We start from the raw sequence: 19,999 nt of genomic DNA, 5'->3' as shown, positions 1-19,999 counted from the left end.
ACGCGTCGAAGGGCTTGAACTCCCTGAAACTACACCGACACGGTGGGCATGTCGAGGAACGCGGTCTCGTAGCCCTCGTGGCGCGCGACCTGCGGCGGCGCGTCGAACGACACCTCGACGGAGTCCGGGGGTTCGCTGACGGGCGCGCCGTAGTGGTAGCCGAGCTCGGGGTCGAGCGTCGCGGTCAGCGGGCCGTCGTGGACGACTTCGCCCTCGGCGCTCGCGCGGGCGGAGACGGACGCCATCGGGAGCGGGAAGCGGTTGTACGGCGTGCGCGGGGAGACGACGAGGTAGCTCTCGGACTCGCGGCCGCCGAACCGCGCGGCGCTGTCGACGACGAGTACGGGCACCGTCGCGTCGCCACTCGTTCCCGTTCCGTACAAGGATCCACGCATGTCCTCGGGGGCGTCGAGCTGGGCCGTCGGCACCATCTCCATCTTCATCGGGTCGACCGCGCCGCGCTCGCCCGCGTTGTCGAGCGTTCGATAGGAGATGGTGTCGACGCGTTCTTTGAGGTAGGTGAATTCGAACTCGAACTCGGCGGTGTCGGGGGCGTCGGCGAGCACGCCGGTGCGTTCGGTGGCGCCGAACGCGACGCTGACGGTCGCGGTGTAGTCGCCGTTCCGGGGGAGCGCGACGTTATCTCCGAAGTGAACGCCCATCGGCTGGGAGATCATCGGCCACGGCGACACCGACGGCGCGGACTCCTCGCCGTCCGCGAGCGCGAACGTCACTTGCGGGTTCGCCGCGGGCGGCACGACGCCCGTCTCCTCGTGCCAGACGACGGGCATCACGTGAATCGAATCCCCGCTCCGAATCTCGACTTTGTTCGTCGGGTCGTCGGGATTACTCGTGACGAGCCAGAACCGGTGCGGGTAGCTGTACGTCAACGCGCACTTGTAGGGGCCGTCGCTGGCCATGCCGAACGACTTCATCCCCTCGACGTGCGTCGGGTAGTAGACGGCGCTGGGTCGGTCTTCGAGGAGCGGCGGCGCGTACGGCGAGGACTGTCGGCCGAACCCGAGCGCGTCCAGACAGCCCGCGAGCCCCGCCGTGCTCGCCGCGCCGGCGGCCGCGAGGAAGCGACGGCGGTTCATGGCTCCGCCTCCGGAAGCGCGCGCCGCGAGCGCGGCGGCAGCAGGTAGTTCCCGCGACTCACGACGTTCATGTACTGGAGGATCCCGTTATTGTTTCGCTGGCCGACCGCGGACTCCTCGGTGACGTCCGTCCCGTTCATCGCTTCGCGGGTCTCGACGAAGTCGCCGATCTCGCGCTGCAGGCTGACGAAGTGGAGGCCGGCGCGCCCGCCGTCCGTGGAGTCGAAGTCGCGGCGGATGATGAGCGGCGACCCGTCCTCGCGCACGCCCGCCATCTTCTGGGAGTGCCCGACGACGCCGTCCTCGCGCGCCGTCTTCTCCGGTTTCTCGCAGGACGCGACGCCGTTGCTCGCGCCCAAGTTCTCCCCGACGCCCTCGACGCGGTCGTTCTCGGCGTGCGCGGGACAGAACATCTTCGCGACGCGCTGGTAGCGCGAGTCCTGCTCGTACCACTGGTCGAGGTTGAGTTCGATGTAGCTCGCGTGTTCAGTCGCACCACCCGCGAACGGCCCGGACTGGATGGTGACGCGATCCTCGCTCGCCTGCGAGCCCCGGAACCCCGACTTGAACCCCATGTAGAGCGGAGCGTCCTCGTCCACTGCGCCATCGGGAACGCCGGACACGTCGTCGTGCTCGGCGGGCAGGCCGCTCCCGACGAAGCCGGTACGGCGGTCGGCGACCGTGAACACGTCCTCCCAGCTCGTCGTCTCGACGCCGTTCGCCGTCGACTGATTCCCGCGGAGCGCTTCTTCGGCTCCGAGGAGGGCGTCCCCGCGGTCGCTCGCGAGGTGGAGTATCGCGTCGGGCGTGTCGGGGTCGGGGTTCTCGAACGGCGCGAGCGCCTCCGGCCGCGGGAGGTCGACGCCCGCGGGCGCGGCGTCGTACCGGTCGAAGTACGCCCGCGAGTACCCGAGCGTGAACAGCAAGCCCTCGTTGCTGCGTTCGTACGCCCGCTCCAGCGACCGGAGCGCCGACTCGACGGTCTCGCGGTCGCCGTCGCTCGGCGTTCCGTCGCCGGTGTAGTCGAGGAGGAGGAGGAGGTGGTGGCGGGCGTTCAGCGGGTTCCCCGCGTCGTCGATGTCGAGTACGTCGTTCCACGCGTGCTGGCGCTCCGGGAGCGTCGAGAGGTCGGTCGTCCCCGTCGGAATCGGCTCGGGTGAGCGGTCGAGACACGCCGCGAGCGCGGACGCGCCGCCGATGGCGACCGCGGACTTCACGAACTCCCGTCGCGGGATGCCGCGTCGGTCCTGAGACATTACGCAATCGTTGGCGCTACGGCCCTAAGGGGAATCTGGTACGTTCTTCGAAACCGGGAATCAGACGTGACGCGCGAACACGTCGTCGTGCAGGCGGCCGGACACGTCGTCGAGGATGACGCGGAGGTTCTCGGTGTCCAGGCGGTTGTACTTCACGAGGCGGTCGAGCGCGGCGTCGTCGCCCCGTCGCTGGTACCGCTTCCAGAGTCGAACGGCCTCCCGCCCGTCCACGTCCTCCACGCCCTCGCGGCCGACGCCGAGGTCGCTCTCGATCTCCTTGAGGCCGCCCGAGAGGCCGAGTCGCTTGCAGAGGTACATGAGGTCGAGGTGGGGCGTGTCGAGGTCGAGGTCGAAGTTCGTCTCGAGGAACGGCTGGTCGAAGCGTTTGCCGTTGAAGGAGACGAGCATCGACGCGTCCGCGAGTTCGCGTTCGAGCGCGTCCACCGTGAGGTCGCGGCCCTGCACGAGCGTGGTGGTGTCGCCGCCGCGGTGGACGCTCACCGTCGTCACGTCGTTCGTCGCGGCGTCCAGTCCGGTCGTCTCGATGTCGAAGAACGCCGCGTCGTCGCGGACGTTCTCGTAGAGCCGCCACAGGCTGCCCGAGGGAAGCGTGTCGGCGAGCACTCGAGTGTTTTCGCTGTCGAGCGCGCGCCGCGCGTCCCGGATGTATGACTGGATGCGTTCGCCCGTCTTCTCGCCGACCATCCTGGGATCGAACTCGTCCCAGTGGGTCGCGCCCTCGCGCCAGAGGCGTCGTTCCGTCTTCTCGCCCACGCCGTCGGCGGCGATGAACGAGTTCTCGATTCGCATACCCCGGACTGAGCGATTCCCGGATTTAGGGTTGACGCACCACGTTCGGCCGGTCGGCGATGACGCCGTCCACGCCTCGGCGGGCGAGCGCCCACGCGACCCCGGGAGAGTCGACCGTCCACGCGTTCACGGCGAATCCGCGAGCGTGCGCCCGGTGGACGGTGCGCGTGCCGAGGCAGAGCGCGACGCTCGGGTGGACGGCGACGCAGTCGAGTTCGTCGGCGACCGCGAGGTTCTCCCGCGGGTTGCGGTCGAAGAGGAGCGCCCTGGGAAGGGCGGCGTCTCGGAGCGCGACCGGGTCGAACGCGGACACCCACACGTCGTTCTCGACGCGCTCGGCGGCGGCGTCCACGTCGCTCCCGAGGCCGCGCTCCTTCAGCTCGACGTTCACGGCCACGCGGTCGGGCACCGCGTCGAGCAGCGCGTCGAGCGTCGGGACGCCCGCGCCGCTGTCGAGCACGGACAGCCCGTCGAGTTCGCGGGCGCTCAACTGTGCGACGCGGCCCGTGCCGTCGGTGACGCGGTCGACGGTCGCGTCGTGACACACCACGACCTCGCCCGACGCCGCGCGCCGCACGTCCACCTCCACCGCGTCCGCGCCGCCGGTTCGCGTCACGGCGTGCGTGGTGTTCTCGGGGTTGACGCTCGCGAACCCTCTGTGGGCGACGAGGCGGACGCCGCGCGCCGCTGGCCTCGGAAGCCTGTCGAGCGCGCGCTCGACGACCGTTCCGAGGGCGCGACCCAGCATATCTCGAACACGGGCGCGGGCGCTCAAAGCGTTGTCGGCGCGACCGTTCACGGCCGGTGAACGGTCTGAACGGTCCGGACTATCACGGCCCTATAACGTCCGACGACCCCTCCGCATAGCCGTGGAGCGCCGACCGAGTGCGGTCGTCGCGGAACACCCCGGTGCCGCGAACGACCGCGCGGATGGGCTTGGTCGCCGTTCCACGAGGGGCACAGTGTCTACCAGCCTCCGCCCGAGCCACTCCTTCACACAGCGGGCGGAGGTCCGACATACCCTTATGGGTTCGTGTAAGCCTTACCGGCATGGCAGACAGTCCGCTCGACAACATGCTGGCGCAGATGGATCGCGCCCGCGAGTACGTTGACATCCCCGACAACATCTACGAACGCCTCAAGTCGCCGGAGCGCACGCAGAAAGTCAGTCTCCCCGTCGAGCACGACGACGGGCACGTCGAGGTGTACGACGGCTACCGCTGCCAGTTCGACAGCTCCCGCGGCCCCTACAAGGGCGGCATCCGCTACCACCCCGGCGTCTCCATGGGGGAAGTCGAGGCGCTCGCGGGCTGGATGACGTGGAAGACCGCGCTCGTCGACCTCCCGTTCGGCGGCGCGAAGGGCGGTATCGTCTGCGAACCCAAGGAGCTCTCCGACCGCGAAATCGAACAGCTCACCCGCCGCTACACCGAGGGCATCCGCCGCATGATCGGCCCCGAGATGGACATTCCCGCGCCCGACATCAACACGGACGCCCGGACGATGGCGTGGATCATGGACACGTACTCCGTCTACCAGGGGTACGCGGTGCCGAACGTCGTCACCGGCAAGCCGCTCGAAATCGGCGGAACCGCGGGCCGCGTCGAGGCGACCGGCCGCGGCGTCACCATCATCACCGAGGAGACGTTCCAGTACCTCGACGCCGACCTCGACGGCGCGAGTATCGCCATCCAGGGCTTCGGGAACGTCGGCAGCGTCGCCGCCCAACTCCTCACCGAGCGCGGCGCGAACGTCGTCGCCGTCAGCGACGTGACCGGCGGTATCTACGACCCGGACGGCCTCGACATCGGGGACGTGGCCGCGCACGTCGCGGACGGGAAGACGTTCTCCGAGTACGAGAACGCAAAGCGCATCTCGAACGACGACCTCCTCCGCCTCGACGTGAACGCCCTCATCCCCGCCGCCATCGAGGACGTCATCACCACCGAGGTCGCCGAGGACCTGCGCGCGGACGTGGTTATCGAGGCGGCGAACGGCCCGACGACGTTCGACGCGTCCAGCGTGCTCGTCGAGCGCGACATTCCCGTCGTCCCCGACATTCTCGCGAACGCGGGCGGCGTCATCGTCTCCTACCTGGAGTGGGTGCAGAACACCCAGCAGTACTCCTGGGATCTCCAGGACGTGAACGACGACCTCCGCGACCGCATGACGATGGCGTTCGACGAGATGGTCGGCGTCTACGACGAGAAGGACATCCCCGACCTCCGCACCGCCGCGTACACCATCGCGATGGAGCGCGTCGCGAGCGCGCACGAGTACCGCGGGCTGTTCCCGTGAGCTACCGCGTGAGGTATCCCACGCCGATGGTGAACAGGACGAGAACGCCGAAGCCGCCGACGGCGAACCAGACGCCGGCGAGTTCGGGCGCGCCGGCGATGTTCGGGAGGACGAGCCAGCCGGCGGTGAGGAGCGCGGCGACCACGAGCGTCGCGACGTAGAGTTCCGCGAACCGGTAGATGGCGCGCCCCCTGTCCATACAGGGGTATCGGCGGACTGTCACGTAAACCCCGTGGTGACTTCCACAAATCTCGAATACTTTTAACGTCGTATCCGAATGTCGGAGTATGCAACGAGTGGACGTAGCGGTCGTCGGCGGCGGGCCGGCCGGGTCGTCGGCCGCCCGAGCGGCGGCGGAGCACGGCGCTGACGCCGTGGTGTTCGAGAAGGGCGTGCCGCGCGCTGACCGTCCCGAACTGGGGCCGGATTCGACGGACGCCGCGGGCTTCCTCGACTACTGGGTGGACATCGCGCAACTGGACGTCGACGCGATGCCCGAGGGCGTCTACCAGCAGCGCCTCGACAAGGCGGAGTTCATCGGGCCGACCGAGACGATGGAACTAGACCGAACCGGCATCGAGTCCTCCTACGACGCGTTCGGGTTCACGTTCCACCGCGCGCGCCTCGACGACTGGCTCCGCAGCCGCGCCGAGGACGCGGGCGCGGAGTACCGCGTCGGAACGAGCGTGCGGAACGTCGACACCGACCTCTCCGGGACGCCGTCGCACACGCTCACGCTCGCGGACGGGAGCGAGGTCGCGGCGGACTACGTGATTCTCGCGGACGGCCCGCAGCGACAGGTGACGATGCCCGTCCTCGATGAATACCTCCCCGAGGACCGCGCGGCCTCCGAGGTCTTGTCGCCGCGCACGGTGAACCACATCGCCTACCAGGAGTACCGGAAGATCCCCGAGGAGGTGTTCGAGCCGCACAACATCAAGTTCTGGTGGGGGTGGATGCCGGGCGAGACTGCCTACCCCTGGATCTTCCCGAACCGGGACAACGTCGGACGCGTCGGCCTGACGATGCCCATCGGGATGGACATCGGCGACTTCGACAAGTCGAAGTATCGGTTGCTCCGGGAGGACGACGAGCGCATCCCCTCGGGGAAGGAGTACATCCGCCGCCTCCTCGAAGAGGTGTACGGCGACGAGTACGACATCGAGGCGGACTTCCCCGTCATCGAGGAGGGATACGGGAAGTCGAAGGGGACGGAGACGTACTCGATTTCGAGCACGCGGCCCATCGACTCCCCGACGGAGGCGAACATCGCGGTGGCGGGCGGCGCGATGGGAACCACGTCGGCGTTCCACGAGGGCGGCGACCACGTCGCGATGCGGACGGGCGCGCTCGCCGGCGAGTACGCCGCCGAGGAGATGCTCCACGAGTACAACGAGGCGTGGAAGGAAGCCATCGGGGACGAACTCCTGCGGAACGTCGCCATCGCGGACGTAGTGACGGACTACGGTCCCGACGACTGGGACAAGACGTTCGACGTGGCCCAGCGCATCCTCGAAAAATCGACCGGCGGGTCGCTCATCAGTCGGAAGACCGCCCGCGTCGGCGTGCACGGCCTCAAGCTCTACCGGAGCTATCGGAAGACGAAGAAGACGTTCGCGAACGGCGGGTACGTCCAGCTCCGGCAGGACGAGTACACGTACTAGGCGGTACGGCCTTACGTTTTCGTCCCCGATTTCCCGTATGAGCGAATCCGAGAGCGAGGGCGTTCGCGTGTGGCTCGTCGAACGCACGTACTCGGACGATGAGCAAAACCTCATCATCCTCACGTACGCGACAGCGGACGGCGAGCGATACTTCCGGAAGGAGCGCGCGCTCACCAGTTTCGGCGACCGACGCGACACGACGGCCGCCGTGGACGCCGACCCGGAGAACCTCGGTCGTGTGAGCGACCCGGACGAGCGCGAGCAGTACGCCGCCGAGGCCCAGCGGATGCGCGCCGACCACGACCCCGACGACGTCATCTAGAGTCCGCTGACGGAGTCGGCGGCGTTGCACTCCGGGGAGCCGGCCATCGCGTTCGTCCGGTGGCGGCGGCCGCGTCGAACCCGGGCTAGCCGACGAGCGCCGCGCCCGCTACGACGACCTCATCCCTCCTCTTCGGGCGACCACGCGCCGCCGACGCGGTCGTACCCCATCAGGTCGTCGCCGGCGTGTTCGGTGAACGCGACCTTCAGATTGGGTTCGGGGACGCCGAAGCGGTCGCGGGCCTCGTCCATCGCGGCGAGCGCGAACGCGCGTCGGCGCTCGAACGACCGGCCCTCTCGGACGTCCGCTTGCAGGAAGAACAGGGGGCCGTCGGTGGCGCGGCCGAGCGAGAGGTGTTGGTCGTCGCGCACGACGACGGCGACGTGGCCCGTGCCGGTGGCCATGTGGTCGCTGTAGAGCGCGGTGAGCCGGTTCGCGAGCGCGTCGGCGTCCGCGTCGGCTATCTCGAAGTCGGCGTCGACGGCGAGTAGCGGCATACTCGGGAGCGGGGGCTACGTCGCCAATAGCCCTGCGGCCGACGAGGGGGCTAAGTGGCTGGCCCTCGGCGTTCGGGTATGGACTGGCAGGAAGTGGACGCGCACACGGGACGGCGGTGGGAGCGCGCGGACGGCTACGCGGTCGTCTCCGTCCGGGAGGCGGCGGGCGGCGACTGGGCGGTGACGTACGACCGACTCCAACAGGCGCCCGAGGGCGAGGCGTACGAGCGGGTGAGCGAGGCGACTGAATCGGCCGCGCTCGACCGCGCCGCTGAGTACCGCGAGAACGATTCTCATTAGTCACCGCGAGTAATTTTCGGCCCGAAGGCCTTTGAAGAAGACTCGTGTTGGCTGTGACACGCAATGAAGAACACACGTAGCCTCCTGGCCGCGTTGCTCGCACTGACCGTCGTCGCCGGCGCGTTCACCGGTGGCGTCGCGGCGGCGACCGCGGCGTCCCTCACCGCGAACCCGAGCGCGCCCGGCGCGACCGCACAGCACACCGCGACTCTCACCGCCGGTTCCACGGTCGACACCTCCTCGTGGAACGGCTTCCAGGTGAACTACCAGGGCTCCGGCACCGACGCGAGTAACGTCAGCGTCGAGGACGTCGCCACCATCGGCATCGACCGCGGCGACAACCAGACCGGCGACGCCGTGGACGTGAACGTCAGCGACGACCTGGCGAGCGTCTCCACCAGCAACAACGGCGCGACACTCACGTTCGACCTCGGCGGCAGTTACAGCCTCTACGAGGGCGACGAGGTCGTCGTCGTCTACGAGGACGTCGCGAACCCCGACCAGGCGGGATCGTACAACGTGACGCTCGACATCAACCCGCAGTCCAGCGGCTCGCAGGCGACCGCGACGTTCGACGTCGAGAACGCCCTGCAGAGCGAGACGACGACGCAGACCACGACGCAGACGACGAGCGGTGATACGACCGCGGACGACACGACATCCTCGTCGACCACGATGGGGTCAGCGGACACGACGACGTCCGCGGCCACCACCACGGAGTCCGACGACTCCGGTTCCTCGGGCGGTTCGCCCGGATTCGGTCTCGGTGTCGGCCTGCTCGCGGTGGCGGGCGCGGCGTTCCTCGCGCTCCGCGACTAAGGGCTGTACCGGCTGACCGAGAGGCCTTCGCCGAGCGGGACGATCGCGGTCTCGAACGGCGCACTACGTACGTTCTCCACGTATTCTGCGATGCCGGCAGCGGCGTCGCTGGGCGGCCGGCCGTGGAACGCTTTCCGCATCTCCTCGGGCGTCACGGGGCCGTCGAGGACGTTGTCGGCGACGACGAGGCCGCCGTCGCGGAGTTCCGGGATGGCGCGGTCGAGCGCGTCGGCGTACCGGGTCTTCTGGCAATCGACGAACACGAGGTCGTAGGGGCCGTCCCGGGCGTCGAACGTCTCGAACGCGTCTCCGGCCTCGAACGCGCACTTCTCGGCGTCGCCGGTGCGTTCGAGGAACTCGCGGGCTTTCTCGAGGTTGGTTTCGTCGAAGTCGGTGAGGACGAGTTCGCCGTCGGCGGGGAGGGCGTCCGCGAACCACGCGGCGGAGTACCCGAACCCGGAGCCGAACTCGAACACGCGGCGCGCGCCCGTGAGGCGGGCGAGCAGGCGGAGGAAGCGCCCGGCGTCGGGGCCGACGATGGGGAAGTGTTCGTCGCGGCCGTACTCGGTCATCTCCGCGAGCACCGCGCCGGGCTCGGCGTTGCCGGCGCGCACGGCGTCCGCGGCGGCGTCGGTGAGCACATCACTCATACTCGGGGGACGCCGTCGGAGGGGCTTAGCGGTTCCGCCCGGCCGGGAACGCGATTCGCCCCGCGGTGCCGTTCGCCGCCCGGCGGGCGTCCACCCAGTTACCGGCCGGCGAGTCGCGCGAGTGTCCCGGCGAGCACTCTGACGGCGTCCCGGCAGTCCGCCCAGTCCGTCCACTCGCGGGGGCTGTGGGAGAACCCGCCCTCGGAGGGCGCGAACAGCAGTCCGGCGTCGGTGACGCGTGCGACGTGCATCGTGTCGTGCGCCGCGCCCGAGTGCAGCGCGAGACTCGACTGGCCGTTCTCCTCGGCGGCGTCGGTGGCGGCGTCCCGCACGCGCTCGGCCATCGGCGCGGGCGGCACGTCGAACGGCCGCGAGAGCGAGGTGTTCACGCCGCGCTCGGATTCGAGTCGGTCGAGTGAGTCGCGGGCCGCGGCCACGACGTCGTCCATCGTGTCGTACGCCACGTCCCGGACGTCGACGCCGAGTTCGACGCGGCCGGGGACGACGTTCGTCGCGTTCGGCGAGACGTCCAGGCTCCCGACAGTGCCGACCGCGGTTCCCTGGCCGCCCGCGGCGTCGGTGGCGGCGTCCTCCACGTCGAGCACGAACTCGCTCGCGGCGGCCAGCGCGTCCGTCCGCGCGTCCATCGGCGTCGCGCCCGCGTGGTCGGCCTGCCCCTCGACGACCGCCTCGCAGTGCGTGATGCCCGTGATGTCCGTGACGACGCCCGCGTTAGCGCCCGCGGATTCGAGCCTGGTTCCCTGTTCGATGTGGAGTTCCACCCAGGCGTCCCACGCGCCCGCGTCGAGCACGCCGTCGCCGCGGTAGCCGATGTCGGAGAGCGCCGCGTCGAGCGTCCGGCCGTCGTGTTCGTACCCGAGCGCGGTGTCGAGGTCGCGTTCGCCCGTGGCGACCGACGATCCGAGGAGGCCGGGGGCGAACGACGCGCCTTCCTCCTCGGTGAACGACACGACCTCTATCGGCCGGGCGAGGTCGGTGTCGGACTCCCGGAGCGCGCGCACGGCTTCGAGCGCGCCGTACACGCCGAGCGGGCCGTCGAAGATACCGCCGTTCGGCACGGAGTCGAGGTGACTTCCGGACGCCACGGCCGGCGCGTCGGCGTCCGCGGACGCGGGGACCCACCGGCCCGCGATGTTCCCCACGGCGTCCACGCGCACGTCGAGGCCCGCGTCTTCCATCCGCGCTACGAGGTGGTCGCGGGCGTCCCGGTTCGCGTCGCTCCCCGTGAGGTTCGTGCGGCCGGTGTCGCCGGTCGCGCCGAACGCGGCGTTCGCCTCGATGTCGTCCCGCAGGCGGTCGAGAGAGACGTCCATGTCCGACGGTCGGACGCGCGGCTCAAAGAGTATGGTGGAGCGTGGAAGCCGTTTCCGGCTTCCGACGTCAGAGGCACAGTGCCTGCGGAATGCAGGCATTGAAAGAACCACACCTAACTGATTTACAGCACGTGCTTTACTGTTACGGGTTTTATAATTCTAACCGGGAGTCGGCGGTTTCCGCGTCCGTGGTGAGCGCGTACTCGCGACCGGCGCGCTCGACGACGCCCTCGTGGGCGAGGTGGTTCAGGTGGGCGTACGCCTCGCCCGGCCCGTGGAGGACGTGGATGGCGTGCAGGTCGCCGAACAGGTCTGCGCTCACCTCCCAGGGCGTCGCCTTGCCGCGCTCGCGGAGCACGGAGAGCACGCGCTCGGTGCGTTCGGCGTGGTGGTCGGCGATGTCTCGCGCCCGCAGCGTCGGCGCGAAGATGGGGCCGCGGTGGCCGGGCCACGCCCGGTCGAGGTCGAGGGACTCGATGCGGTCGAGGCTGTCGAGGTACGTCTGGAGCGGGCGTTCGACGCGCACGTCCGCGCCGCCGACGTTCGGTGTGTACTTCGGGAGGAGGGCGTCACCGACGAACGCCTCCCGGCGGCCCTCGCGCTCCACGCGGTAGCCCGCGAGGCCGGCGGCGTGCCCGGGCAGGTGGACGACCTCGGCCTCGTGCGGGCCGAGCGCGAGCGTGTCGCCGTCCGACACCGGCGTCACGTCCGCGGGTTCGCCGCGGATGTCGTCGTGCGTGTCGAGGAAGTCGAGGAGCTCGCGCTGCTTCTCCGCGGGCATCCCCCACTCGTCGAGGAGTTCGCGCTGGCGGTCGGTCATCGCCGCCCGCGCGTCCGCGTCGCCGGCGACGAGCGGCGCGTCCGCCTCGTGGACGAACACGTCCGCGCCGCTCTCACGCTGGAGGCGGCCCGCGAGGCCCGCGTGGTCCTCGTGGAAGTGCGTCAGGGCGATGCGGTCGAGGTCGCTCGTCTCGTAGCCCGCGTCCGCGAGCGCGGCGGCGAGCTGGTCGTACACGCCGTCCGTGCCGACGCCCGTGTCCACGAGGGTCGTCGGGCCGTCCCCAGCGAGGAGGTAGACGCTGTTCCGGCCCTCGAACTCGGTGTTCCCGAGTCGGATGTGTCGCATACCGTGGGGGTTCGACGGGAGGGAGTAAGGAGTTAGCGGACGCGGAAAAGACTATGTGTGCATGTGACAATTGTTGCCTGATGTCGTCTCACAACCTCCCCGACTACGAGGCCGAACGCGACGGATTCGACTGGAGCCGGTTCTTCGACGAGGCAGACTGGGACGCGCCCGAACACCTGAACATCGCCCACGAGTGCGTCGACCGATACGCCGACACCGACCGGGTCGCGCTCCGGTACGCCGGCAGCGACGGCTCCCGGGAGTCGCTCTCCTTCGCGGAACTCGCCGAGCGCTCGAACCGGTTCGCGAACGTCCTCGAAACCCACACCGACCCCGGCGACCGCGTCGTCTCGTACATGCCGCGGATCCCCGAGCACTACGTCGCGCTGGTCGGCGCGCTGAAGGCCGGCCGGGTCTGGGGGAGCGTGAACGAGCGCTACGGGCCGGACGGGATCGCGTACCGGCTCGACGACTGTGACGCCGCCGTCGCCGTCACCACCGACGAGAACCGCGACACCGTCGGGGACGCGCTCGACGACGCGCCGTCCGTCCACACCGTCGTCACCGTCGGCGGCGGCGAACCCGGGGACGTCCGGTACGAGCGCGCGCTCGCCGACGCCGACCCGACCTACGAGGCCGCCGAAACCTCGGGCGACTCGAACGCGCTCCTCTACTACACGTCCGGAACCACGGGCCCCGCGAAGGGCGTTCTGCACGAGCACCGCTGGGTCGCGGGCGTCGCCGCAACCCAGTACTACGCCGTCGACCTCACCGAGGACGACCTCTACTGGAGCACCGGCGACATCGGCTGGCTCACGGGCGTCATCAACACGCTCGGCGCGTGGTTCTGGGGAACCGAACTGTTCGTCTACGACGGCGAGTTCGACCCGGCGGACTGGGCGGCCCTGCTCGACGAATACCCGATCAGCGTGCTGTTCAGCGTTCCGACCGCCTACCGGATGTTCCGCGAGCGCGAGGACGTGCTCGACGGCGTCGACCTCGACCTCCGGCACGCGCTCTCCATCGGGGAACCGCTCTCCGCCGGCGTGGTCGACTGGGGCGAGGAGACCCTCGGTGTCACCATCCACGACACGTACGGTCAGACCGAGACGGGGAACATGATCATCAACAACTATCCCACGATGGAACTCCGCCCCGGCAGCATGGGAAAACCCCTCCCCGGAATCACGGCCGCCGTCGTCGACCCGGACACCGGAGAGGAACTCCCGCCGGGCGAGACCGGCGTCATCGCCCAGCGCGGCGACTACCCGTGCTTCTTCGCGGGCTACTGGGACAACCCGGAGAAGACGGCCGACTGCTTCGTCGAGGGTCCTGACGGCGACGAGTGGTATCTCTCCGGCGACCTCGCGTCCCGGGACGAGGACGGCTACTTCTGGTTCGAGGGGCGCGCGGACGACGTCATCCTCTCGTCCGGCTATCGGATCGGCCCCTTCGACGTCGAGTCGTCGCTCGGCGAGCACCCCGCGGTCGCGGAGGCCGCGGTCGTTCCGAAACCGCACCCCGAGCGCGGCAACATCGTGAAGGCCTACGTGACGCTCTCGGAGGGCTACGAGGGCGACGACGACCTCACTGGCGAGATACAGTCGCACGTGAAGTCCGAACTCGCGGCGCACGAGTACCCCCGCGAGATCGAGTACGTGGAGGAACTCCCGAAGACGGTGACGGGGAAGATCCGGCGCACCGAACTCCGAGACCGGACGGAGGACTAGCGCACCCTGTATGGGTCGGGGCCGGTGAGGAACCGTCCGAGGTCGGTCTCGCGGCGGTAGTCGCGCTCCAGCACGTCCGCGAGCGCGTCCACGAACGCTCGTTCGTCCGCGTCCGTCCACTCGCTGGGGTCTTTCGCGGGGACGACGAGGAAGCCCGCGCCGAGCAGTTCCTCGGCGTGCAGGGCGTCCGGGTCGATCGGCGCGTGCTTGGCGTGCCGGGCGGTGTACTCGCGCAGGACGTGGTCGATGGCGCGCTCCCCCACGGGAATCAGGACGTGCGCGGTGATCGCGCGGAGCTCGGCGTCGAAGAACGGTTCGAGGTCGCGGTACGACGCCTCGTCGGGGCTGCCGTCCGCGACGGCCATGTGGAGGTAGGAGAGATAGAGGTTCTCCACCTCCGGCTTGTCGCCCACGTCGGCGAGCAGGCCGACCTCGGCGAGCGCGCGCTGGAGCCGTCGCCCGCTCTCCGTGCCCGTGAACGGCACGCCGGTGTCCGCGCCCCCGTGCACGCCCGGGTGGTCGCCGATGACGTGGAAATCCGCGTTCGCGTCCCCGTACCCGGGAACCGGCGTCTCGTGCGGCGGGTTCATGCCGAAGGGATTGCTCGTGCGGTCGGTGACGTTCTCCACGGGCTCCCTAGTCGATTCGAGAATAAAACGGGTGCGGGTGTCAGTGCGGGCGCCGTCACGCTCGCGCCGGGCAGGGAGACGAACGACCACCGCGTCCCGAGACCAGGCGAGACGGTGAACTTCACTCCCGCGCGCATTCCGGGAGCGCTTGCGAGGGGGAGTCTGTCGAACGCGGCGAACGGCACGACCGCGAGCGCGGGCTACCTGCTGGGTGAGGGCGACGCGGCGGTGTTCGGCGTCGCGGGCGGCCGTCGGGTTTTTCGGCGGCGCGGACGACGATTCGCGTATGGCTCGTGACGACCGTGATTCGTCGCCGCCGGCCGGTGCGTTCGAGTATCCGGAGGAAATCGAGGGCGGACACATCCTCGGCGTCGACACGCGCGGGAAGCCCGTGTACTTCGACGAGAGCGACCAGGTCGCGTTCGAGGCTATCGAGCGCGAAGACGTCTACGAGGCCGGCGAAACCCGGGGCGAGGGGCCGATAGAGAAGGTGATCGACGAGGTGGCGGACGCGGTCGGCTGGGACGACCTCTTCGAGGATACGGACGGTAACTAGGTTACGAGAGGTACGTTTTTCCGGACGCGCCGCCTGCTCCCCGTATGGCCGACCAACGGGTTCCCGTGGAGTGCGCCGGCAACGACTGGTGTTCCATCACTGCGACCGCCTCCCTCATCGGGAAGAAGTGGCATCCCGTCATCATCCACCGACTCCTCCGCGCGGACGCCCTCGGATTCAACGAACTCCAGGAGGACGTCGACGGCATCTCCAGTAAGGTGCTCTCGGAGAGCCTCGACGACCTCGAGGAGCACAGCCTCGTGAACCGCGAGGTCGTGCAGGACAAACCCGTGCGGGTGCGGTACTCGCTCACCGACCTCGGCGAGTCGCTCGAACCGGTGGTGCAGTCGCTCGCGGCGTGGGGCGAACAACACCTCGAACCGGCGGAAAACTTAGTCTAGAAGGGCTTCTGCTTTCGCTGCCTCTTCTTCCTCCCCGTCGTCGCTCTCCGCGAGCGCGAGTCGGTAGAGGTTCTGGCGGGCGTCGGGGATGTAGATGTCCTTCTCCACGAGGTCGTTCTCCTGGAGGCGGTCGAGAGCGTCCCGGACGGTTCGCTGGGAGAGCCGGGACTTCTCGACGATTTCCTTCTGGGTCAGGCCGCCGTTGTATTCGAGCACTTTCACGACCAGTTTCGCGCTCGGCGGCAACTCGGAGAGTACGTCGTCCATCGTCGTCTACCACAACGAACGCCACCCTCTTAGGCACTCGGTAACGGCATTGTCACGGGGTTACTGGCCGGTAACCTACTCTGCGCGTTCGTGCGACTCCGTCGTAGCGCGCTCCCCCGAGGCTGATGCCATTAAAATCAAACGTGCTGAGGGTCGATCGGAAGACATCGTCGTGGCACCGCAATACGAGCCGCCGTGGTGGGTTCCACCACTAGTATGTTGGTCGGAATAGTCAGTCCCGTTATCGGCCTGGTGGTGGCGGCCGGATTACTATGGAAGGCGTCTCACTCCCCGAACACCGCCTATGGCGCCTTCTCGGGGCGCTCGGATGGGCCGTATTTGCTGCGTCCGGATTCACGGCCGGCCGCCTTCAAATAGTGCTCGTCGGCGTCGCAATCGCCATCTTCGGCGTTGCTATCTTCCTCCGGCGAAAATCGGATCGGTGAGAACGAGCGGGTGTGTGCGGGCGCTCTCCCGTCTCGCCCACCCGCCCCGGTTGAACGAACGCTGCGGGGCGGCCTCGGTAACGCCGTCGCCCAGTTGCGAAACCCGCTGTACTCGACTGCAACTTCGTCCGCGTTCCGTACGACCGATTCGTTCGTTTGTCGTGCGTGCTACTCCTGGATGTCGCCCTCGTAGCCCGCGTAGTCCACGGCGCGCAGGAGGCGGTCGTGGTCGGCGTCGCCCTCGACGACGGCCTCGTTTTCCTCTCGGCTGATGTCGACGGACTCGACGCCGCTCACGTCGGCGAGCGCGTCGTGAACGATCTCTTCGCAGCCGTCACACGTGAGGTCGCTGACTGACAGAGTCGTCGGCATAGGTGCGTGAAGAACCCGGACGCTTTAGGCGTTTGTGGCGTCCGCAAACGACTCGTAGCGCTCGGCGAACCGCTCCTCGCAGGACGAACAGCAGAAGTAGTAGGTGTCGCCGTCGAGGTCGCGGGATTCGCCCTCCGCGGTGACCGTGTTCCCGCACTCCGCGCAGGAGAGCGCGAGCGACACGTCCCCGACGCCGGGCGCGCTCTCGGACTCGGAGAGCAGCGACACGTCCCGCGACCGCACGTCCTCCGTGGGGAGCACGCGGTCGAGGAAGTCGCGGACGTCGCCGGGGACGTGCGCGTGCGCGACCACGCGGTCGCCGGCGGTGACGTACACGCGCTCCACCGCGTCCGCGCCGCGGAGCGCTTCCCGAACGTCCTCGACGCCGTTCGGCGCGACCGCGAGTTCGACGAGGACAGGCGTGCCGGCGTCGAGTTTGCTCCGGTCGAGGTCGACGGTGAACCGTCGAATCACGCCGAGGTCGCGGAGGCGGTCCACGCGGTCGGAGACCGTCGGGGGCGCGCGGTCGACCGCGTCGGCGATGTCGCTGTACGGCGTGCGCGCGTCCTCGGAGAGGATCGAGAGGATCTCGCGGTCGATGTCGTCGAGCCCCCTCATGGGCGCAGCCACCCGAGCAGGCGGTAGTCGTGGTCTGGCGTGTACGCCCGGAAGAGCAGGCTGTTCGAGAGGACGGACACCGACGAGAGAGCCATCGCGCCCGCGGCGAGCACGGGCTGTAGGAGGCCGAGGGAGGCGAGCGGAATCATCGCGGTGTTGTAGCCGAGCGCCCAGAAGAGGTTCTGGCGTATCTTCGCGAGCGTCCCCTCGCTGATGCGCACGGCCTTCACGACGTCGAGCGGGTCGTCCCGCATCAGCGTGACGTCCGCGGCCTCGATGGCCACGTCGGTGCCGGAGCCGATAGCGGTGCCGACGGACGCGGCGGCGAGCGCGGGCGCGTCGTTCACGCCGTCCCCGACCATCATCGCGTCCCCCGAGTGCTGGATGTCCTCGACGGCGCTCGCCTTCTCCTCGGGGAGCACGCCCGCGCGGACGTTCTCGGGGTCGATGCCGACTTCCTCGGCGACGGCGCGCGCGGTGCGCTCGTTGTCCCCGGTGAGCATCCAGACGTCGGTGCCGCGCTCGCGGAGGTCGCTCACCGCCCGCTTCGCGGTGTCCTTCACGGTGTCCGCGTCCGCGACGAGCCCCACGAGCGCTCCGGAGACGGCGACCAACATCGCGGTCTTCCCCTCGGATTCGAGGCGTTCGAGTTCCGCGCGGCCCGCGCTGGTGTCCACGCCGTTGTCGTCGAGGAACCTGCGGTTACCCACGAGCACGTCGCGGCCGTCCACGGTCGCGCGAACGCCCTTCCCGGGCGCGTTCTCGAAGTCCGTCGGGTCGGTGAGTTCGACGCCGCGGTCGCGCGCGCCCTGCACGATGGCGTCCCCGAGCGGGTGTTCGCTCCCGCGCTCGGCGCTCGCCGCCATCCGCAGCACGAACTCCTCGCTCGACTCCGCGTCCGCGCCCGCCTCGCCCTGCGCGACCGCGCCGCCGTCCGCGGCGGTTCGGTCCAGCGCGACCACGTCGGTGAGCGACATCTCGCCCGTGGTGAGCGTCCCCGTCTTGTCGAAGACGACCGTCTCCACGTCCTCGACGCGTTCGAGCACGTCGCCGCCCTTGAACAGGACGCCGTGTTTCGCGCCGATGGTGGTGCCGACCATCGTCGCCGCCGGGGTGGCGAGCCCGAGCGCGCACGGACACGCGATGAGCACCGCGGACGCGAACACGACCACGGCGAACTCGAACACGCCGACAGCGCCGGGACCGCCCCCGACGAGCCCCCAGACGGGGAGCGCGCTCACGAGGTCCGCGAGCGTTCCCGGGAACGCGTACCACACGACCGCCCAGAACAGCGCGTTCAGGATGACCGCGGGGACGAACACGGCGCTCACGCGGTCGGCGACGTTCTGGATCTCGGGCTGGCGGCTCTGCGCCTCCTTCACGCGCTCGACGATCTGCTGGATGGCGGTCTCGGAGCCGATCCTCGTCGCTTCGACCGTGAGGACGCCGTTCTCGTTGATGGTGGAGCCGATGACCTCGTCGCCGGGTTCCTTGGAGACGGGAACGGACTCGCCGGTGACCATCGACTCGTCCACCGCGGACTCGCCCTCCACGACGACGCCGTCCGTCGGCACCTTCTCGCCCGGCCGCACCTTGAGGCGGTCGCCGACCTCGATGTCGTCCACCGAGATCTCCTCCTCGGTGCCGTCCTCGCGCACTCGGGTCGCTGTGTCGGCCTCCATCTCGAGGAGTTCGCGGAGCGCGCTCGACGCCTGGCCCTTCGAGCGGGCTTCGAGGTAGTTCCCGAGCGTGATGAACACGAGAATCAGCGCCGCGGTGTCGAAGTAGAGGCCGGCGTTCGGCAGTAATCCGAGGAGCGCGACGACGGAGTACCCGTACGCCGTCGAGGATCCGAGCGCGATGAGCACGTCCATGTTCGCCGTGCGGTTCCGCACGATCGCGGTGTACGCGTTCTCGTAGAACTCCTTGCCGAGCACGACCTGGACGGGCGTCGCGAGCGCGAACATCACCCAGCCCAGACCGACACCGAACACGGCGTCGGGGAGGAGTTCGGGGAAGAAGAAGTGCTCTACGAGCATGCCGAGCAGGGGCGCGGAGAGCGCCGCGCCGAACAGCACGAGGTTGCGCTGGCGCTCGATCTCCTCGGTGCGCGCGACCTCCCGCGCGTCCGACTCGTCGGCGTCGTCCTCGCGAATCGGGTCGTAGCCCGCGTCTTCGATGGCGTCGTAGAGCGCGTCGAGCGAGGTGTCGTTCGGGTTGTACTCGACCTGCGCCTCGTCGGTCGCGTAGTTCACGTCCGCTTCGACGACGCCGGGCACGGATTCGAGCGCCTCCTGGTTCGTCTGCGAGCAGTTCGCGCAGCTCATTCCGGAAATCCCGATGGTTCGCGTGTCGCTCACCGGCGTGTACCCGGCGTCCCGGATGGCGTCGTAGACGGCGGAAAGCGACACCGTCTCGGGGTCGTACTCGACGGTCGCCTCGTCGGTGGCGAAGTTCGCGCTCGCCTCCGCGACGCCGTCGAGTGATTCGAGCGCGGACGACACGGTCTGTGAGCAGTTCGCACAGCTCATTCCCGTGATGTCCACGTGCGCAGTTCTGGGCATGCCTGAGACTACGGACGCATCGCTTTAGTGGATTGTTACTGTTCTCCCGGGATCGAAACGGAACTCAGCTGCGGAATCGAAGGCGGAAGCGCGGAGAAACGCCGGTATCTGGCATGGAAAACCACGCGGCCTGGCCGAGCGACCCCCCCAAAACGCCCTGAACGAGGCGTTTGTTGGGGTCTAGGCCCTTCTTCGTTTTCGAGGTTCCGGCGGCGTTCGGGCGTGGAGTCGGAGGGAAAACGG

General features: G+C 69.1%; 22 protein-coding genes. 8 read left to right on the top strand and 14 right to left on the bottom strand.

What is annotated here, in order from left to right; translation table 11 throughout:
- Positions 1-29: 29 nt before the first annotated feature.
- Genes FQU85_RS01285 through FQU85_RS01270 form a run of 4 tightly spaced genes read right to left on the bottom strand, consistent with a single transcriptional unit; the run spans position 30 to position 3,911 of the window.
- Positions 30-1,097 (bottom strand): hypothetical protein, encoded by a 1,068-nt coding sequence (locus FQU85_RS01285; protein WP_145843740.1) that lies wholly within the window; start codon positions 1,095-1,097, stop codon positions 30-32.
- The gene (locus tag FQU85_RS01280; protein WP_145843739.1) at positions 1,094-2,353 is read right to left on the bottom strand and encodes a Tat pathway signal protein; all 1,260 of its coding nucleotides are present in this window, start codon (positions 2,351-2,353) and stop codon (positions 1,094-1,096) included. Before FQU85_RS01280 ends, FQU85_RS01285 begins: the two co-directional genes overlap by 4 nt.
- Positions 2,354-2,413: 60 nt before the next feature.
- Complete coding sequence (locus tag FQU85_RS01275) at positions 2,414-3,163, bottom strand: ribonuclease H-like domain-containing protein (protein WP_145843738.1); 750 nt, start codon at positions 3,161-3,163, stop codon at positions 2,414-2,416.
- Between the two features lie 25 nt (positions 3,164-3,188).
- The gene (locus tag FQU85_RS01270; RefSeq protein ID WP_145843737.1) at positions 3,189-3,911 is read right to left on the bottom strand and encodes a glycerophosphodiester phosphodiesterase; all 723 of its coding nucleotides are present in this window, start codon (positions 3,909-3,911) and stop codon (positions 3,189-3,191) included.
- Between the two features lie 302 nt (positions 3,912-4,213).
- On the opposite strand from FQU85_RS01270, the gene FQU85_RS01265 reads away from it, so the two are divergent.
- Positions 4,214-5,461, top strand: coding sequence for a Glu/Leu/Phe/Val dehydrogenase (locus FQU85_RS01265; protein ID WP_145843736.1), 1,248 nt, complete (start codon positions 4,214-4,216; stop codon positions 5,459-5,461).
- A 1-nt stretch (position 5,462) separates the two neighbouring features.
- Here the strand turns inward: FQU85_RS01265 and FQU85_RS01260 are convergent, their stop codons facing one another.
- Positions 5,463-5,660 carry a hypothetical protein gene (locus FQU85_RS01260; protein ID WP_145843735.1) on the bottom strand — a complete coding sequence of 66 codons (198 nt, stop codon included), beginning with the start codon at positions 5,658-5,660 and terminating at the stop codon, positions 5,463-5,465.
- An 88-nt stretch (positions 5,661-5,748) separates the two neighbouring features.
- Between FQU85_RS01260 and FQU85_RS01255 the strand changes: the two genes are divergently transcribed.
- On the top strand, positions 5,749-7,125 hold the full coding sequence (locus FQU85_RS01255; protein ID WP_145843734.1) for an NAD(P)/FAD-dependent oxidoreductase: 1,377 nt from the start codon (positions 5,749-5,751) through the stop codon (positions 7,123-7,125).
- A 37-nt stretch (positions 7,126-7,162) separates the two neighbouring features.
- Entirely contained in the window at positions 7,163-7,447 is a 285-nt protein-coding gene (locus tag FQU85_RS01250; protein WP_145843733.1) for a hypothetical protein, read from the top strand.
- A gap of 119 nt (positions 7,448-7,566) precedes the next feature.
- Here the strand turns inward: FQU85_RS01250 and FQU85_RS01245 are convergent, their stop codons facing one another.
- Entirely contained in the window at positions 7,567-7,944 is a 378-nt protein-coding gene (locus FQU85_RS01245; RefSeq protein ID WP_145843732.1) for a tautomerase, read from the bottom strand.
- A 78-nt stretch (positions 7,945-8,022) separates the two neighbouring features.
- Between FQU85_RS01245 and FQU85_RS01240 the strand changes: the two genes are divergently transcribed.
- Positions 8,023-8,244: a hypothetical protein gene (locus FQU85_RS01240; RefSeq protein ID WP_145843731.1), complete on the top strand. Its 222-nt coding sequence runs from the start codon at positions 8,023-8,025 to the stop codon at positions 8,242-8,244.
- Between the two features lie 63 nt (positions 8,245-8,307).
- On the top strand, positions 8,308-9,063 hold the full coding sequence (locus FQU85_RS01235) for a hypothetical protein (protein WP_145843730.1): 756 nt from the start codon (positions 8,308-8,310) through the stop codon (positions 9,061-9,063).
- Here the strand turns inward: FQU85_RS01235 and FQU85_RS01230 are convergent.
- From FQU85_RS01230 to FQU85_RS01220, 3 genes are all read right to left on the bottom strand, one after another.
- A complete protein-coding gene (locus FQU85_RS01230) occupies positions 9,060-9,713 on the bottom strand; it encodes an O-methyltransferase (RefSeq protein ID WP_145843729.1) in 654 nt (217 codons plus the stop codon). The genes FQU85_RS01235 and FQU85_RS01230 overlap by 4 nt on opposite strands.
- Positions 9,714-9,811: 98 nt before the next feature.
- Complete coding sequence (locus FQU85_RS01225) at positions 9,812-11,047, bottom strand: M20 family metallo-hydrolase (RefSeq protein WP_145843728.1); 1,236 nt, start codon at positions 11,045-11,047, stop codon at positions 9,812-9,814.
- Positions 11,048-11,198: 151 nt separating this feature from the next.
- Positions 11,199-12,173 carry an MBL fold metallo-hydrolase gene (locus FQU85_RS01220; RefSeq protein ID WP_145843727.1) on the bottom strand — a complete coding sequence of 325 codons (975 nt, stop codon included), beginning with the start codon at positions 12,171-12,173 and terminating at the stop codon, positions 11,199-11,201.
- Positions 12,174-12,253: 80 nt separating this feature from the next.
- On the opposite strand from FQU85_RS01220, the gene FQU85_RS01215 reads away from it, so the two are divergent.
- On the top strand, positions 12,254-13,903 hold the full coding sequence (locus tag FQU85_RS01215) for an acyl-CoA synthetase (protein WP_145843726.1): 1,650 nt from the start codon (positions 12,254-12,256) through the stop codon (positions 13,901-13,903).
- On the opposite strand, the gene FQU85_RS01210 is transcribed toward FQU85_RS01215, so the two are convergent.
- Complete coding sequence (locus tag FQU85_RS01210; protein ID WP_145843725.1) at positions 13,900-14,532, bottom strand: uracil-DNA glycosylase family protein; 633 nt, start codon at positions 14,530-14,532, stop codon at positions 13,900-13,902. The genes FQU85_RS01215 and FQU85_RS01210 overlap by 4 nt on opposite strands.
- A 286-nt stretch (positions 14,533-14,818) precedes the next feature.
- Here FQU85_RS01210 and FQU85_RS01205 point away from each other — a divergent pair, with 286 nt between their 5' ends.
- On the top strand, positions 14,819-15,088 hold the full coding sequence (locus FQU85_RS01205) for a hypothetical protein (protein WP_145843724.1): 270 nt from the start codon (positions 14,819-14,821) through the stop codon (positions 15,086-15,088).
- A 44-nt stretch (positions 15,089-15,132) separates the two neighbouring features.
- Positions 15,133-15,489 carry a helix-turn-helix domain-containing protein gene (locus tag FQU85_RS01200; RefSeq protein WP_145843723.1) on the top strand — a complete coding sequence of 119 codons (357 nt, stop codon included), beginning with the start codon at positions 15,133-15,135 and terminating at the stop codon, positions 15,487-15,489.
- Here FQU85_RS01200 and FQU85_RS01195 read toward each other — a convergent pair.
- The 4 genes from FQU85_RS01195 to FQU85_RS01180 all read right to left on the bottom strand — a co-directional run bounded on the left by FQU85_RS01195 (position 15,481) and on the right by FQU85_RS01180 (position 19,756).
- Positions 15,481-15,756 carry a helix-turn-helix domain-containing protein gene (locus FQU85_RS01195; RefSeq protein WP_145843722.1) on the bottom strand — a complete coding sequence of 92 codons (276 nt, stop codon included), beginning with the start codon at positions 15,754-15,756 and terminating at the stop codon, positions 15,481-15,483. The two genes, FQU85_RS01200 and FQU85_RS01195, sit on opposite strands and share 9 nt — an antisense overlap.
- 614 nt (positions 15,757-16,370) lie before the next feature.
- Positions 16,371-16,574 (bottom strand): heavy-metal-associated domain-containing protein, encoded by a 204-nt coding sequence (locus FQU85_RS01190; RefSeq protein WP_145843721.1) that lies wholly within the window; start codon positions 16,572-16,574, stop codon positions 16,371-16,373.
- 24 nt (positions 16,575-16,598) lie between these two features.
- Entirely contained in the window at positions 16,599-17,192 is a 594-nt protein-coding gene (locus tag FQU85_RS01185; protein ID WP_145843720.1) for a winged helix-turn-helix transcriptional regulator, read from the bottom strand.
- Positions 17,189-19,756, bottom strand: a complete 2,568-nt coding sequence (locus FQU85_RS01180; RefSeq protein ID WP_145843719.1) for a heavy metal translocating P-type ATPase — start codon at positions 19,754-19,756, stop codon at positions 17,189-17,191. The genes FQU85_RS01185 and FQU85_RS01180 overlap by 4 nt, the downstream gene beginning before the upstream one ends.
- Between the last annotated feature and the right edge of the window lie 243 nt (positions 19,757-19,999).

Origin of the sequence: Salarchaeum sp. JOR-1 (genome assembly GCF_007833275.1) — an archaeon.
GTDB lineage: Archaea > Halobacteriota > Halobacteria > Halobacteriales > Halobacteriaceae > Salarchaeum.
The sequence above is the reverse complement of the archived record's forward strand: the minus strand, read 5'-3'. Positions and strand labels throughout refer to the sequence as shown.

Coding starts and splice junctions, on each gene's coding strand:
- FQU85_RS01245 (WP_145843732.1), bottom strand. CDS start 7,944: ATGCCGCTACTCGCCGTCGACGCCGACTTCGAGATAGCCGACGCGGAC.
- FQU85_RS01260 (WP_145843735.1), bottom strand. CDS start 5,660: ATGGACAGGGGGCGCGCCATCTACCGGTTCGCGGAACTCTACGTCGCG.
- FQU85_RS01280 (WP_145843739.1), bottom strand. CDS start 2,353: ATGTCTCAGGACCGACGCGGCATCCCGCGACGGGAGTTCGTGAAGTCC.
- FQU85_RS01225 (WP_145843728.1), bottom strand. CDS start 11,047: ATGGACGTCTCTCTCGACCGCCTGCGGGACGACATCGAGGCGAACGCC.
- FQU85_RS01180 (WP_145843719.1), bottom strand. CDS start 19,756: ATGCCCAGAACTGCGCACGTGGACATCACGGGAATGAGCTGTGCGAAC.
- FQU85_RS01200 (WP_145843723.1), top strand. CDS start 15,133: ATGGCCGACCAACGGGTTCCCGTGGAGTGCGCCGGCAACGACTGGTGT.
- FQU85_RS01215 (WP_145843726.1), top strand. CDS start 12,254: ATGTCGTCTCACAACCTCCCCGACTACGAGGCCGAACGCGACGGATTC.
- FQU85_RS01270 (WP_145843737.1), bottom strand. CDS start 3,911: ATGCTGGGTCGCGCCCTCGGAACGGTCGTCGAGCGCGCGCTCGACAGG.
- FQU85_RS01235 (WP_145843730.1), top strand. CDS start 8,308: ATGAAGAACACACGTAGCCTCCTGGCCGCGTTGCTCGCACTGACCGTC.
- FQU85_RS01285 (WP_145843740.1), bottom strand. CDS start 1,097: ATGAACCGCCGTCGCTTCCTCGCGGCCGCCGGCGCGGCGAGCACGGCG.
- FQU85_RS01195 (WP_145843722.1), bottom strand. CDS start 15,756: ATGGACGACGTACTCTCCGAGTTGCCGCCGAGCGCGAAACTGGTCGTG.
- FQU85_RS01185 (WP_145843720.1), bottom strand. CDS start 17,192: ATGAGGGGGCTCGACGACATCGACCGCGAGATCCTCTCGATCCTCTCC.
- FQU85_RS01275 (WP_145843738.1), bottom strand. CDS start 3,163: ATGCGAATCGAGAACTCGTTCATCGCCGCCGACGGCGTGGGCGAGAAG.
- FQU85_RS01255 (WP_145843734.1), top strand. CDS start 5,749: ATGCAACGAGTGGACGTAGCGGTCGTCGGCGGCGGGCCGGCCGGGTCG.
- FQU85_RS01220 (WP_145843727.1), bottom strand. CDS start 12,173: ATGCGACACATCCGACTCGGGAACACCGAGTTCGAGGGCCGGAACAGC.
- FQU85_RS01240 (WP_145843731.1), top strand. CDS start 8,023: ATGGACTGGCAGGAAGTGGACGCGCACACGGGACGGCGGTGGGAGCGC.
- FQU85_RS01190 (WP_145843721.1), bottom strand. CDS start 16,574: ATGCCGACGACTCTGTCAGTCAGCGACCTCACGTGTGACGGCTGCGAA.
- FQU85_RS01205 (WP_145843724.1), top strand. CDS start 14,819: ATGGCTCGTGACGACCGTGATTCGTCGCCGCCGGCCGGTGCGTTCGAG.
- FQU85_RS01230 (WP_145843729.1), bottom strand. CDS start 9,713: ATGAGTGATGTGCTCACCGACGCCGCCGCGGACGCCGTGCGCGCCGGC.
- FQU85_RS01250 (WP_145843733.1), top strand. CDS start 7,163: ATGAGCGAATCCGAGAGCGAGGGCGTTCGCGTGTGGCTCGTCGAACGC.
- FQU85_RS01265 (WP_145843736.1), top strand. CDS start 4,214: ATGGCAGACAGTCCGCTCGACAACATGCTGGCGCAGATGGATCGCGCC.